Origin of the sequence: Streptomyces griseorubiginosus, from assembly GCF_017614965.1 — a bacterium.
In the GTDB taxonomy this organism is placed as follows: Bacteria; Actinomycetota; Actinomycetes; order Streptomycetales; family Streptomycetaceae; genus Streptomyces; species Streptomyces griseorubiginosus_B.
Map to the genome: position 1 here is coordinate 1 of NZ_WVUG01000225.1, position 14636 is coordinate 14636.

Sequence of the window (14636 nt, forward strand, 5' to 3'; positions counted from 1 at the left end):
GACGTCCTCGCCGCCGAACGCAAGGAACGCGCCCGCATCCGAAGCGAGAAGGGCATCCGATGGGGCGGACGCCCCCTCACCAGCGTGGCCTGACCAACCCGGCGAACCAACGCGGTCACAGCACTAGCGCTTTTTGCCGGGCCTTTGCCGCGCGACGGTAGCCGCGCCCGTTCGTACGTCCGCAACCATGGTTCCGACACGACGACGTCCTGGCCGACCTCCTGGTCTTGTCGTACCTGCGCCACGGCACTCCGTACGCGCTGTGGGCCGACACCCTCGCGGGTTCGCCGCGGGCGTCCTCGGCGTCGCCACCTGGGCGCAGCAGCACGAGCTTCTCGACGCGCTCCTGCAATGGGCGCGGAGGAGAAACGGCTGCACTGCACAAGGACGTGGGCTGCCAGCCTCTTTGCAGGCTGACAGCCAGGTTTCGATGCGGGGCATACAAAAAGCGCAACCCTGGCTCTGCACCTGGCGGCCATCTTGATCTGGTCCCGCTCCGCGCGCTGATCAGAGCAGCTCGTGCACGACCAGTCGCGACTGCCTCCCCGAGAAGGCACTTCGCAGGGCTCGCGCCTCGCGGTCCCGGGCGGCGAAGACTCCGCGCCTGTCCACGTGCACGACCAGGACGTCGTAGCTGTCGATGACCTCGGAAATGCCTCGTGTCTGGATGGTGTCCCGCCAGGCTTCCGCGTTTCGGCCGAACCACACCGGCAGTCCGCACGGCTCAGTCACGGCGTCCCAGAAGTCGTCGAGCGTCTCAATCGGCCTACCCCGCAGGTCAACCACCAGTTCCGACTCAATCCTTTCGGCCACCACGACAGAGTAGTCAGCCCTCATCCAAGGAGACAGGCTCTAGTTGAGATAGTCGGCGACCAGCGCAGCGAATTCGTCGGGGGTGGCCAGACGGATTCCAAGATCCTCGGCCTTGGCCCGCTTGGATCCCGCACCCTCCCCGGCGACGACGAGCGTGGTCTTCTTCGAGACGCTGGAGGAGGAGCGGCCGCCGGCCCGTTCGATGAGGTCATTCATCTGGTTCCGGCTGAGATCTTCCAGGGGCCCGGTCATTGCACCGGTGACGACCACGGTCATCCCTGCCAGCGGCCCGCCCACAGGTTCGGCGTTGCCGTCGGCATCGCCCGTGTCGCCGCCCGAGGTAGGCGGTGTGACGCCGGGTTCGGTCATGGTCACCCCGGCGGTGGCGAGTTTGTCGATGAGCGGGGCGAGTTCGGCGAGTTCGGCGACGATGGAGGGGGCTTTCTCGGTGCCGATGCCCTCGACCTGCTGCATCGCTGCCGCGTCGGCGGCGCGGATGTTGTCCATGGTGGCGAAGTGCCGGGCGATGCGGCGGGACATGGAGCGGCCGGTGCCGCGTACCCCGAGCGCGCACAGCACCCGCGACAGCGGCTGCGCCTTGGCCGCGGCGATGGCGGCCAGCAGGTTGTCGGCGCTGGTCTCACCCATCCGCTCCAGGCCGAGGAGCTGTTCGCGGGTGAGAGCGAACAGGCCCGCGAGATCGGCCACCAGGCCGGCGTCGACGAGCTGGACGATGCGGGTGTGCCCGAGGCCTTCGATGTCGAGCTGGTCGCGGCCGGCCGCGTAGGACAGGGCAGCCACCAGGTGACAGCTGCGGCCCTGCTCGCACCGCCAGCGCTGCTCGCTGGTGTCGATGCCGGAACCGCAGCGCGGGCACACCTCGGGGAAGGCGACCGGCTGTTCGTCGCCGGTGCGCAGGTGGGCGACCGGGGCTTCGATGCGGGGAATGACGTCCCCGGCCCGGTGGACCATGACGTGATCACCCAGTCGCAGGTCGCGGCGGGTGATGTCGGCCGGATTGTGGAGAGTGGCATACGTGATGGTGGCGCCGTCGATCTCGACCGGCTCCAGGACGGCCCTGGGGGCGATGATGCCGGTGCGGCCGACGTTCCACTCCACAGCGAGCAGCCGGGTGATCTTCTCGACGGCCGGCAGCTTGTAGGCGATCGCCCACCGCGGCGCGCGCGAACCCGAGCCCGCCTGCTGCTGGTCAGCGGCCAGGTCGGCCTTGATGACGATCCCGTCGATCCCGAACGGCAGCTCGGCCCGCGCCGCGGCGATCTCCTCAACCCGGGCCAGTGCCTGCTCGACGGTGTCGGCGGTGATGCCGGGCACCGCGGTCCCAGCGGTGGTGTTGATCCCGTACGCGGCGGCCTGCACCATCAGGTCGCTGTGGGCGAGCTCGCCCAGCCGTACGCCGAGGTCGGTCGCGGTGCCGGGCAGGGGAAGCAGGCCATAGCCGAAGAACGTCATCGGCACGGTATAGGCGCGCTCCTTGGCGCGCAGGGTGCCCGCCGCGGCGCCGCGCGGGTTGGCGAACGGCTGCCCGCCGTGCGCGGTGCGCACCTCGTTGCCGTGCTCGAACTGGGCGGTCGTCATGAGGACTTCGCCGCGAACCTCGACGGTGACCGGCTCGGCGAGTTCGTCGGGCAGGCCCTCGATGGTGCCGATCGCGTGCGAGACGTCCTCCCCGGCCGTCCCATCCCCGCGGGTGATCAGCTGTCTCAGCCGGCCGCCCGTGTAGCGGGCGGCGACCGCAAGACCGTCCAGCTTCGGCTCGACGCTGAACCGCTCGACCTCGCGGCCGATCCTCCGCGCGAGGGAGGCGGTCCAGGCGGTGAACTCCTCCGCCGAGAACACGTTGTCCAGGCTCAGCATGGCCACCGTGTGCGGGACATCGCCCTCCACGGCGCCGCCGGCGACCTTGCCCGTCGGAGAGTCGGGCAGCACCTGGTCAGGGTGATCGGCCTCCCACGCGGCGATGCCGTGCACCAGCCGGTCGTAGGCGTCATCGTCCAGCACGGACGTGCCGCCCGTGTAGTAGGCGGCCGACGCCTTCACCGCGTCCTCGACCGCCTGCGCGTAGGCGGCGGAATCCGTGATCACAGCTGCAGGGGTTGTCATGCCCGTCATCCTGCACGCCGGCACTGACAATGCCCGAGGCCGCGCACGGAAGGACAGGGCCGCCGCCATCCTGCTCGCTCCCTTGGTTCTCCCACGGCGGACCCGGTATCCGGCGGCCCGCCCGCTAAAGGCTGTGGCCGCGCCATCCGCACGCGGGTCGGCCAACCGGCTCGGCTAGGTCATCCGTCTTGAACAACTGCTAGTATTCGCCCGCTTGTTCGGGGGGATGGGGCCCTCCGTCGGGGAGGGGAAGCAAGTGACTCGTCGTACCTTCATGCGTGGCTCCCTTGCCACGATCATCGGTTTGGCGCTCTCTGTGACCGCCGTGCCGCTGGTGGCGCCGGCGCACGCGGAGACCGCAACGGAGATCATCGTTCCGGCCACCATGCGCACGACCCCGCGCACGGCGTATCTGCAGAGCGCGGGCGCTTCCGGCTTCCTCGAGTACCGCTCCACCGCCGAGGGTTCCGGCCTGTGGTGGACCAGCTACGACGGCAGCCGGAAGCCGGTGGAAGGTGGCGAGGGACTCGGGCCGCGCACTGCGGGTTCGTACGGCACCGGTTCGGACGTCGTCGCCCTTGGCCCGACCCAGAGCAGTGGTGGGCAGGTCCTGCTCCGGGACATGGGCACCGGTACGGCGGAGACCGTGGCCATCCCAGCAGGCCAGAGCTATCTGCAGACGTACGGACGTACTGTCCTGACCAGCACGTCGACCGGTGGGGAACGGACTGAGCTGTTCCTGCTGCACAACGAGAACGGCAGCACGGTGCAGAAGCCCGTGACCGGATTCCCGGACGGGACGGTCTTCCCCTTCGTTCCCAGGGGTTCCGCCTCCGGCATCCTCGTCAATTACGACGGACCGGACCATGTCCTCCATTACGCCTGGGTGGATGCCGAGACCGGTGCGGCCACGATCTTGCCTCCACTGGTGGCGAACTCGGACACCGTGGTCGGATCCGACTACCTGGTCAGCTGGTACGGCACGTCCCGGGTGCGGGTGTATGCCAAGGGTGCCTACGACTCGCCCACTCATGAGGTTGCGTTCCCCCGCACCTCTGAGAACACGATCCTCGGCGTCGTCGGTGACGCGCTCGTCGTCGCGCGGCGCAGCGGATCCTCCGGCTGGAGTGTGTCAGCACTGCCCTTCGACGGCTCCGCGGAGCTGCCCCTGTTCAAGCGGGCGGATCCCGCTACCGTCATGACCCCCGACGGCGGCCTGGTCCTCGCCGGCGGGGAGTCCTCTTTGGACTACGGCATCGCCAAGGTCCAGGCGGGGGCCGACGGTCTGCCCCGGGTCCACCGGATCGTGGACCTTCCGGCCGTGCCCATGGGGATCGAGTCGCTCGACCTGAGCGGCGGTGAGCTGATGACCTACGAGTCCGGCGACGGGGCGACGCACTTGTACAGCCGCTCGCTGGCCACGGCGGAGGCGCTGACGGCGGGCACGCGCACGGACCGGGGAGCGACCCAAAGGTGTGGGGTCATGGCCGGGGACTACGGAAGCTGTCCCGACCTGATGGGTACGGGTGACGGCCGGGCGGTCATCCGGAACACGGCCGGGGACATCTCCGTCCTGGACCGGGGTCAGTCCCTTCCCGGCACCGTGGTGACCTCCGGCCTCCAGGACCACCATGGCCTCGCGGACGTCGAGGGCCGGTATGCGGCCTGGCATGGGCCCTCGCCCGCGGGAGATGGCCTGGTGGTGGCGGATCTGGACACACGCAAGGTCGTGCTCACCCGTACGGGCGCAGCCGGTGCGGCCCCCTCCGCCCTGTGGGGGGAAACGCTGTGGACGGCGGCCGGGAACGGCAGTGTCACGGCCACGGAGGTGCGTTCGGGCAACCCGATCACGTCGTTCCGGGTGGTCGGCAGCGGCTGCGCTCCGGGCAACTTCCAGGCGGTGGGACGCTGGGTGTACTGGTCCGGCTCGTGCGATCTTCCCCAGGGCAGCGTGCAGAAGGCCTTCGTGTACGACACCCGCAGGAAGACGCTCATCGCCGTGCCCCCCGGCGCAGAGGCGCACCTGGGCGACGGCTTCCTGGTCACGCGTGACGCCACATCCGCAGCGCTGATCCTCACGGACGTCACGAGCGGCTCCGCGGTGAGCCGAACCCTGGCGGCCAAGGCCGGAAGGTGGGACGTCGATCCGTACACCGGCCTGGTCGGCTACGTGGACCCGGCCTCCCAGGACATCCACGTCCTACGAAGCGGCGTCCCCGCCACGGACATCGCGCTCCTGGGGGCGAAGACGGAACCCGCGGTCAGCCTGGTGGACTCGTCGTCCTCATGGGACGGCACGTGGTGGCTGTCGAAGCCGGCCGCATCGTGGACGCTGGCCTTCAGGAACAAGGCGACCGGGGCCAGCGTGCGCACGCTGTCCGATGGCGCCGCGCACGACACGATCCATACGTCCTGGAACGGCAGGACATCGAACGGCGCGTATGTGCCGAACGGCACGTACAGCTGGACGCTGACGGTGGCCCCGGCTGACAAGCAGGGCGCGCCGGCGACGGCGTCCGGCTCACTGAAGCTGACCGGTGGCGCCGCGGTGAGACGCGACCATGTCGCGTCCGACGGCATCGGTGACCTGCTCACGCTCACCTCCCAGGGTGCACTCTCCTTCCACCGGGGCGACGGCGCCGGGAAGTTCTCGACGAAGACTTCGGCTTCGGGATGGCCGGCCTCGATCACGGTGGTGCCGTTCGGAGACCTGAACGGTGATCGCTGCAATGACGTGCTCGTACGGTTCAGCAGCGGTGCGCTGCGGGCGTACCGCCCGGGATGCGGCAAGGCCCTGACGACGTCCACGCCGTACACCGCGCTGGGAACGTCGGGCTGGAACCAGTACAACGTGCTGACCTCACCGGGCGACATCACCGGTGACGGCCGGGCGGACCTGATCGCCCGTCAGGCGTCCACCGGTGACATCTATCTGTACAAGGCCACAAGCAGCGGAAAGCTCTCGGCACGGGTGAAGATCTCCTCCAAGTGGTCCGGTTACAAGAAGATCATCGGCGTCGGCGACCTCAACGGGGACGGGTACGGAGACCTGCTGGCGCAGGACACGTCGAACGAGCTGTGGCGGTACTCGGGCACGGCGACCGGCGGCTTCAGGGCACGGGTCAAGGTGGCCGACAACTGGGGCGCCTCCTACAACGTCGTGGTGGGCGTCGGCGACATCACTGCAGACGGGAGGGCGGACATCGTCTCCCGCGACACCTCCGGCAAGCTGTGGCGCAACAACGGCGACGGCAAGGGCTCCTTCGGCCCTCGCACCGGGATCGCCGCTGGGTGGCAGGGCTACAAGGCCCTGTACTGACCGCCCGAGTGCGCCCGTGACGGGATGTCCGCGCGAGGCCCTCCGGCCTCGGCCGCGCCGCAGATGACTCTCGTGTGCAGTCGCGACGGCTCCGCTCGGTCGCCCCGCGCATCGACAAAACTCCTCCACGCCGAGTCCGAGTCGCAGGCATTGTGCGACTGGCTGGACGCCAGCCACCTGTCAACGGCTCTCCGCATTCGCTCCCAGCTCACCTCATTCGTCACGTACGACGAAGCAGTGGCCGATGCCGCTCGAGCAGCCGGACTGGGACGCCGACCGACTCCCACTGAAGTCGCTCGCAGCAATCCCGTTGTACCGCGTGCCCCATCCGTACCTTCAGAGCGGGCAACAGCGGTCTGCAGCCGCCGGCCCGCGCAAGGAACCTTGTCCCACATTGTTGTCCAGCCCCATTCAATTGCGGGTCGGGGCTTAACGTCCGTGTATGGAACGGGCCGACATTCTCAAAAACCTTGCCGGGAGCGGAACTGGCACCGCCCCGCAGCGTCTCACCGAACTCGCCGCCGAGCTCGACATACCGGCCGCCGACCTGCTCGTCGTCGCGGGCCACCCGGTGCCGGCGGCACTCCTTCCCCCGGAGCGCGACGCCAAGGTCGTGAGGCAGTTCGCCTACCGTGTCAGCCACTGCGACCACGTGCAGCTGGCCCTGTTGGAGGGCTTCGTCCGCTCGTTGCCGCGTGTCGCCGCCCCGACAGCCTTCGTGCAGCCGGCCTCGCCGCACCACCGCCCTGCCGAGACCGGTTTCGCCGCCGTGCTCAACGGGTTGATCCGCAATCGCGGCTTCGGCGTCCGCGAACTGCCGTTCGTGGGACTGTCCCTCAGCACTGCCCGCCCCCTAGCGCGGGCACCGGGGGCCCTGGCCGGACGGCCGGGGGCCCCGATATGTCCCGGGTGGCATTTGGCCGAGGTGGTCCGTCGGCAGGTCGTGGCCGCCAGGAAGTGGTCGAAGGACGCCCGGGGATTGGCCGCCTTTCCAACAACCCAGCAACCACACGCGGCGGCCGGGCCGCTGGCGCCTCCAGCCACGAGGGGGCGTACTGGAGGCGGGGAGGTGACCGATGATGCTGTTCATGGTGAGGACGGTCAAAGCCGTGGACCGCGTGGTCGCCATCGCTGAAGATTTCACCCAGATCCGCGGGGCTTTGAGCGTGTGCCCGCGTAACCCAGCCAGGGCTAAACGCTCTCACTTGCCTCTATGAGCGAGCGCGGCACGCACAGTGTTGCGAGAGTGGCCCGCTAGCTGTGCGATGCGGACTTCGGTAAGGCCGGCCGCCTTGGCTTTACGGATCAGATCGTCACGCGACTCCATGCACTGCCGGTAGGCCACGAGTTCAGCCTCGCTTTCCTTCACCATGTCCGGTGTTCCACTCTCAGCAGCAGTCGGCGGTGATGCCTGCTTCGAGTTGCGTGTCCGGGACGCACTTCTTTGCGTGAGGGGGGCTGGCGCAGGCGTCTCCAGCAACTCCATTTCGACCGGGATCGCTTCAGGCATGTGCAGAAATATACATGTTCAGTCCTGCACACCCAATTGTGTTGATATTCATGTGTGAGTAGTCGGGGAAATAGGCTCGACGGGCACAAAATGGGGCTGATGTGTATGGCAGGTTGCCCAAAACGGGAAATGCCCGTGATGCTTCCCCCGGCGGCAGGCCCGCGCCGCTCACCTGCGGCCGCGGTGGCGCCTGGTCCGCTGGCATGTGATATGGAGGTCGGTGTGGCGGTACCTAAAGTGGTGGTCGGGATTGACTTCGGGACACACGGGTCCGGAATTTCGTGGTGCACCTACGGGGGCAGGAACGACGACCCGGCCCAGCGGCGCATCAATTTCTTCAACACGTGGGCGGGGCAGCCCGTCGCCTCGGTGAAGAATCTGTCCGCGCTTCTCGTCGACGCGCAAGGCGAAGTCCTTGCATGGGGCTATGAGGCGCGGAGACGAGCGTTGATGAATGCTCAGGGCGGTGATGAATCTCGTTACTTCAACGCCTTCAAGATGGGGCTCATGGAGCAGGCAATTGCGGACCGCTCCGGACGAAGCAGCGAAAAGTCAGTGATCGAGGACTCCGAATGGGGCGACGACGAGGACGAAGACGAAGATGAGAATGATGACGACGTGACACCGGAGAGTGTTGCTGCAAGCACGGGCGAGGAGGAAGGGGCGGAGGAGGACAGCATCAGTGACCTCGTTGTTCTGTCCGGCACACGTCGCCAGAACGCGGAGTCACTCATTGCCGCGTACCTGCGCAAGCTCTACGAGACGGCGCTCACGCAGGTCACTGCCAGCGGCTACGACCGGGACGACATCCGTTGGTGTCTGACCGTGCCGGCGATCTGGACCGACGAGCAGAAGCAGGTGATGCGGGACATCGCTGGGAAAGCCGGATTCCCCACTGAGGACGGCCGGCTCATCCTTGCGCTGGAACCGGAAGCGGCAGCTCACTATGCCCTGGTCAGTGGCGTCAAAGTCGCCGGCGGCGCCACGGACGGCGCCAGCTTGATGGAGCCTGGCAGTCGGTTCGTGGTGGTGGACTGCGGCGGCGGCACCGTCGACCTCACAGCCTACGAGACCGACGCCGAAGGCCGGATGGTCGAGATCGGCCTCCCCATTGGAGGTCCCCACGGGGCAGAAGAGATCAATCGCGCATTCCGCGACGAGCATCTCCTGGACCGCTTCGGCAAGCTGGAGATCTTGCAGGATCTCGCGGCGGATCACCCTGAGGCGCTCTTGGACCTCACCGAGGCCTTTGAGCGGGCCAAGCTACACTTCGGGCCCGGCGAGACCGACCCTATCTATCTCACCTTGCCGACGGCGATCGACCGGCGAATCGGTGCACAGGTACGAAAGCGTCTCGCCCGCAAGCAAAACGGTGTCACGGACGCCATCGTCGTCACTGCCGACGAGGCCCGTCGCCTGTTCGACAACGTCCTGCCCGACGTCCTCGACCTCATCGACGAGCAGCTCAAGGAAGTGGAGAACACCGCGACCGCAGGAAGCAGCGACCCGATCGTCCTCCTCGTCGGCGGCTTCAGCGCATCCCCCATGCTCCAGCACGCAGTCAAGGAGCATCTCAAGAACCGTGCCAACGTGCTCGTGCCGCCCGACCCAGGTGCCGCCGTCCTCTATGGGGCCGCCCACTACGCCTACGAACCGCACACTCGTGCACGGCGGAGCAGGCTGACCTACGGCACCTGCTACTGCCCGGAGTTCGAGGAAGGCGTCGATCCGGAGGAGTACCGCTTCACTCTGAGCACGGGTGAGGCCCACTGCAGGGCGAGGTTCTCCAAGCTCGTCACCCGCGGGGACCTGGTCAGCACGGACGATGAAGCGCACCTGTCCTACGTCCCGCTCGAGGGCACGACCCGCAAGCTGACCTTCAGCCTGTTCTCCTCCACGGAGCCGGATCCTCGCTATGTCACCGATCCGGGCTGCGAGTACCTCGGCAAGATCACAGTGGACCTGAAGAAGGTCATGGCGTTCGCCTTGGAAGATCGCGGCGTCACCTTGTACATGAGCTTCGGCGAAACCGAGATCAAGGCCCGTGCGGTGGTGCGGGAGAGCGGCGAGGAAGCTGCCACCTCACTCCGATTCCTGACGAATTACTGAACTGAGGACAACCATGGCCCTCCGAGACATGCTCTCAATGACACCGCCCGCCGAGACCTTCAGCCACCAGGAAAGCGCCGTGCCGGGTGATCCGCCGGCCAAACCGTCCCGGCGCCTGGACCTGGAACTCGATGCGGGCGCCCGCAGACTGACCGTGCTCGAGCGCAAGCACCGAGTGCTGCAAAACGCCTGCAGCGAGATGGAAGGCCGCCTACAGTCCGTGGAGCGACGGCTGGATGCGTTGATGGCAGCGCGAGCGGAAACCCGTGCCGACGTCCCGTCCAACGCACACAGCGCTCATCACGTCATCGCCCGCGAATACGACGCCCTCGTCGAGCAGAAGGTCCAGGGCGTGGCCCGGGCAGCTGCCCAATCAGTTCCCGGAGCTCCGCCCGGCGCCGTTCCCACGATGCTGTGGCTCATGGGGCGAATCTGCTCCGTCCTCTTCGGCCCGGACGAACCGGACGGCAAGGCGGTCCTAACGGCAGTGGGCAAATCCCGCCTTGACCCGTTGGCACCGCAAGCCAGCCGCTTGAGCAACTGTGCCCTCGATCTCCGGCAGCGCTCGGCGCAGACGGGGCTGCCAGTGCACTGGGACTTCGAGCTCGTGCCAGGCGAGCCCCTCGACGAGGAGTGGCAGGAAACTTGGCCGTCGTGCGACAGCACACTGCCCGGCCAGTTCGTGATCGCTCCCGCCTACCTTGTAGCCGATCAGGTCTTCAGCCGGCAGAAGGTCTGCACCGGCGTTTCCATCCCCGGTTGATGCCGACGCCTCTCGATTCAGTCGCAGGGCCAGCCCGCTTGCGGCATCCGTCGGTCAGCGTGAGGATCTGCGGCGGTCGGCTCGGCCGTGTCTGCTTCCTTGCGGTAATGGGCGATGGCCCATCTCATCAGGGGCATACTGGAGAAGTGACTGTGGACCATGGCGCCGCTCCACGCTGGGCTCATCTGGCCGAGCGTCTACCCACGCACCTCGATGAGCTGTCCGGACCGACGTCCGGAACGGTGGAGCTGCCTCTGCATCTGGCGTGGTCGGGGCTGCGGCATTTCGAGGTGAGCGACGACAAGCTGCTGCTGGGCTTGTATCGCATCGTGCTTACGAATGGTCTGCGCGAGGACCTCACCCGCTACCTCAACGCCGAGCTACTCGTGCGGCACTGGCCGCGGCTGCGGATCGCCGTGGGCAAGCCGGTCCGCACGTGCTGGGAGCAGCAGTTTCCCGAGTTGGCGGCCGCCGCTGCCGCATGAGACTTCCAGATCTGCACCGGCGCCTACTCAGCGACGCCCTGGCCAGCGGTCACGCCTACCGGCTGGTGCTGGCCGGCGGCTACGCCATCCAAGCCCATGAGTTGGTCAGCCGCACCAGCCAGGACTTGGACCTGGCCACCGACGCACCTGCGGGCATGAACGAGATCACCGGCGCCGTTGCTGCCGGCCTGAAGGACAAGGGCTGGACCATCCGCATCGTTGAGGTCGCCCCACGCATGGCTCGTCTGCTCGCCACCGACGCGGCAACCGGCGAGTCCTGTGAGCTGGACATCCTCAAAGAGATCTTCCACCGGCCGCCCACCCGCACGAAGGCTGGGCCCACGCTGTCCAGGGATGACGCGGTGGGGCTGAAGGTCCGCGCTCTGCACGATCGCGGCTTCCCTCGCGATGTCATCGACGTCTTCAGCGCCCGCGAGCTGTACAGCCTCGGGGAACTTGAACGTCTGGGCGCGCAGCACGACGAGGAGTTCGACCTGGAGGAACTCCACGGCCGGCTCGAAGCTGTCGACTTCACCTCCGACCGCGAGTACGCCGCGTACGATATGAGCCCCATCGACATCGCCGAACTGCGCGCCTGGGTCCAGAACTGGCTCGACGACCTCGGGCTGCGGCTTGCCGAGCCGTATGCCGAGGACGAGGACGGCGACTGACCTGGCTGTTACTGATTGCCGTGCTGGCGGGCGGTTACGAGGGCGCGCCAGCGGGCACGGACGGTGGGTTCATCATCGAGCCAGCGCATGGCGGGCCCGGCGGGATGAAGCCCCTGCAGCGGCCCGGAAGCGGGTGGAGCGCGAGCGCCGGGGGCAGACGTCGGCTGGCTGCCGTGCGTGACTGTAGTCGACGCGTCACGGCGGATTTGGTGCGCTGCGGTAGGCATCGAGCGCTGCAGCGCGGTCGTGGTAGGGGTGCTTGGTGTGGCTAGGGCGGTGTCATTTGGCCCCACCGGAGGCGACTCCAACTGGCCCCAGTTCGCGGATGAATCGTGAAGATCAGGCGCCGTGAGGTGGCCCCGGAAGGCGGTTCGAATTTGGCTCCGTGGAAGACGGGTTGAGTTGCTTCCTCATGTCGATCAGGCGGTTGACGCCCTCTCGGTGGGCGCAAGCTGGGTCCGCAGAGCGTGCTGGTGGCGTTGTGCCCAGCGGACAGCGGGTGGTGCTGCCAAGCCCGTCAGCGCGAACATGGCTCCCGCGACATACCACCCAGGGCGGCCCCAGGTGATGCAGAGTGCGATGAGGAGTCCTGGTCCGAGGGCTTCGGCGAGGCCGGCGCCGAGTCCGAACACGCCAAGGTACTGACCAGTGGCGTGCTGCGGGGCGAGAGCGAAGGAGACCTCGAAGCCTGCGGCGGAGTGCCATAGTTCACCGATGGTGTGGATCACCACCGCGGTTATGAGCAGGGTTGCTGCGGCCGACGCCTGTATGCCTGCGGACAGCGAGATCAGTAAGCAAGCGATCAAGAAGGCCACGCCTGCCCGGCGGTAGGCGTGTGCGCCGGCGGCGGGGGAATCGACGTTGCGGCTGGCCCGGACCTGGAAGGCGACGACGATGACGGTGCCGGTGAGCATGGTGGCCGAGATGAGCCAGTGCGGGGCGGTGGTGGCGCCGACAATCCAGAGCGGGATGGCCACGGTGAGCACCTTGAACTGGATGGCCATGATGCCGTCGAGTGCGGTCAGCAGCAGGTAGGGACGGTCCCGCAGGGCAATCCAGCGAGGACCGCCGGTGGTGGGGACGGGCGCGACGGGCGGCAGGAGGAGCAAGATGGCCGCGGAGACCACGAAGGCGATCGCGTTGCCGATGACCATGAGCTGATAGGCGGTGAGCGTGCCCACCTGGACGACCCAGCCTGCCAGCACGGCGCCGAGGGAGATGCCGACGTTGGTCACCGCACGCAGATAGGCCCGGAACTCCTGCGGCCGGTCGCCTCCGTAGTGCCTGATCAGCGGGGAGCGGGCGGCGATTCCGGCCGCCTTCGCCGCGGCGGCGGCGCAGACGGCAAGGACGAACGGCCAGAAGCTGTCCGCCAGGACGAAGCAGGCCGTGGCCAGCGCCTGGACCACCAGGGTGGCCGCGTAGATGCCGCGTGCTCCGTGCCGGTCGGCCAGATGGCCGACCGCGACGCCCAGGGCCAGCGCGAGAAGGCCGGCGATGCCGAGCCCGAGCCCCACCTGGCCGGCCGGAAGGTGAACGGCCTCGGTGAAATACAGCACTCCGGCGGTGAGGTAGAGGCCGCTGCCGACGGTGTAGACGAAGTTCGAGGCCGCGAGGACGCGTTGCGGTCGCGTGTCCGGCATCAGGCGGGGCATGACAAAACTCCACGTCCTCGACAGGCAGTAAGGGCCCGCCCAGCTTGTTGCATATGACTTGCAATAACAAGAGGGTCGCCTCGGGCGGGTGACTCCGGCCGTCCCCCGCGCACTGGGGAAGACGGCTATTTCGTCCCGTTGGCCTTGTTCGCCCTGGTGCGAGCGAGCCGGTAGGACTCGGTGCCGGTCTCGATGAGGGTGGCGTTGAAGGTGAGCCGGTCCACGATCGCCGCGCAGAGCCGCGGGTCGGTGAACGTCTTTGACCAGCCATCGTGAACGCCTCGTTGGAGGCGATCGCGATGCTGTTCTCCTCCTCGCGCTCCGTGAGAACTTGGAAGAGCATCTCCGCCCCCCGCCGGTCCAGTTCGAGGTAGCCGAGTTCGTCGATTCCCAAAAGGTCGACGCGTCCGTAGCGGGCGATGGTCTTGCCGAGCTGCTTGTCGTCGGCTGCTTCGACGAGCTCGTTCACCAGGGCGGCGGCGGTGGTGTAGCGGACGCGGTAGCCGGCCATGGCGGCCGCAGTGCCCAAGCCGATCAGCAGGTGGGACTTGCCGGTGCCGGAGTCCCCGATCAGACACAGCGGATAGCCCTTGGTGATCCAGTCGCAGGTGGCGAGGCTGTGGATGACGGCCGGGTCGACGTTGGGGCTGGCGGTGTAGTTGAACTCGCGCAGCGACTTCTCACGCGGGAAGTGGGCGGCCCGGATGCGGCGTTCGGCCCGGCGGCGGTCGCGGTCCTCGCACTCGGCGAGCAGGAGCTCGGCGAGGAACCCGGCGTAGGAGAGCCCCTCACGCTCCGCTCGTGCGATGGTGTCGGCGGCCTGGGACCTCATGGTGGGCAGCCGCAGCATCCGGCAGGCGGTGTCGATCGCGGCGTCGGACGCCTGGGCGGTGAGCGCGTGCTGGGCGGCAGTCATGACGAATCCTTCCGTCGCAGGTTCAGCAGTTCGTCCCATTGCTCCAGACGGGGCAGCGGGCGGGCATCCTCGGGCAGAGACCTGGCCAGACGACGCGGGGTGAGATGGCTGACCTGCGGCAACTGCGGATCCAGCAGTTCCGTCTGGTCCGCCGCGGTCGGCGCCGCGGTGACGGTGGGAGCCCGACCGGCTGCCTGGGCGGCCTTGAGGGCCTCCAGGGTGTGCGCGCGTCGTGGCGGGTGTGCCGGTGGGAGAGGGACGTGCGTGGGGC

Annotated in this window: 10 protein-coding genes and 2 pseudogenes; 6 read left to right on the plus strand and 6 right to left on the minus strand. The window is 67.9% G+C overall.

The genetic code is table 11. The features are described 5' to 3' along the window. Nucleotides 1–507: 507 nt before the first annotated feature. Complete coding sequence (locus GRC12_RS31520) at nucleotides 508–837, minus strand: barstar family protein (protein WP_208782953.1); 330 nt, start codon at nucleotides 835–837, stop codon at nucleotides 508–510. Between the two features lie 15 nt (nucleotides 838–852). Then, nucleotides 853–2937 carry an NAD-dependent DNA ligase LigA gene (ligA, locus tag GRC12_RS31525; protein ID WP_208782954.1) on the minus strand — a complete coding sequence of 695 codons (2085 nt, stop codon included), beginning with the start codon at nucleotides 2935–2937 and terminating at the stop codon, nucleotides 853–855. 304 nt (nucleotides 2938–3241) lie between these two features. Here ligA and GRC12_RS31530 point away from each other — a divergent pair, with 304 nt between their 5' ends. Then, entirely contained in the window at nucleotides 3242–6256 is a 3015-nt protein-coding gene (locus GRC12_RS31530) for an FG-GAP-like repeat-containing protein (RefSeq protein WP_208782955.1), read from the plus strand. Nucleotides 6257–6698: 442 nt separating this feature from the next. After that, nucleotides 6699–7391 (plus strand): hypothetical protein, encoded by a 693-nt coding sequence (locus GRC12_RS31535; protein ID WP_208782956.1) that lies wholly within the window; start codon nucleotides 6699–6701, stop codon nucleotides 7389–7391. A gap of 66 nt (nucleotides 7392–7457) precedes the next feature. Here the strand turns inward: GRC12_RS31535 and GRC12_RS31540 are convergent, their stop codons facing one another. Continuing rightward, nucleotides 7458–7766, minus strand: a complete 309-nt coding sequence (locus GRC12_RS31540) for a DUF6003 family protein (RefSeq protein WP_208782957.1) — start codon at nucleotides 7764–7766, stop codon at nucleotides 7458–7460. 222 nt (nucleotides 7767–7988) lie between these two features. Between GRC12_RS31540 and GRC12_RS31545 the strand changes: the two genes are divergently transcribed. From GRC12_RS31545 to GRC12_RS31560, 4 genes are all read left to right on the plus strand, one after another. Next, nucleotides 7989–9875, plus strand: coding sequence for an Hsp70 family protein (locus tag GRC12_RS31545; protein ID WP_208782958.1), 1887 nt, complete (start codon nucleotides 7989–7991; stop codon nucleotides 9873–9875). Between the two features lie 13 nt (nucleotides 9876–9888). Beyond that, nucleotides 9889–10638, plus strand: a complete 750-nt coding sequence (locus tag GRC12_RS31550; RefSeq protein WP_208782959.1) for a hypothetical protein — start codon at nucleotides 9889–9891, stop codon at nucleotides 10636–10638. Nucleotides 10639–10784: 146 nt separating this feature from the next. Then, nucleotides 10785–11123, plus strand: a complete 339-nt coding sequence (locus GRC12_RS31555) for a hypothetical protein (RefSeq protein ID WP_308286678.1) — start codon at nucleotides 10785–10787, stop codon at nucleotides 11121–11123. Continuing rightward, nucleotides 11120–11794, plus strand: a complete 675-nt coding sequence (locus GRC12_RS31560; protein WP_208782960.1) for a nucleotidyl transferase AbiEii/AbiGii toxin family protein — start codon at nucleotides 11120–11122, stop codon at nucleotides 11792–11794. Before GRC12_RS31555 ends, GRC12_RS31560 begins: the two co-directional genes overlap by 4 nt. Before the next feature lie 419 nt (nucleotides 11795–12213). On the opposite strand, the gene GRC12_RS31565 is transcribed toward GRC12_RS31560, so the two are convergent. From GRC12_RS31565 to GRC12_RS31575, 3 genes and pseudogenes are all read right to left on the minus strand, one after another. Next, entirely contained in the window at nucleotides 12214–13449 is a 1236-nt protein-coding gene (locus GRC12_RS31565; protein ID WP_208782961.1) for an MFS transporter, read from the minus strand. A gap of 125 nt (nucleotides 13450–13574) precedes the next feature. Further along, nucleotides 13575–14365 (minus strand): annotated as a pseudogene (gene istB / locus GRC12_RS31570) (IS21-like element helper ATPase IstB). Beyond that, nucleotides 14362–14636 (minus strand): annotated as a pseudogene (locus GRC12_RS31575) (hypothetical protein); the annotation flags it as partial. The pseudogenes GRC12_RS31575 and istB, both read right to left, overlap by 4 nt.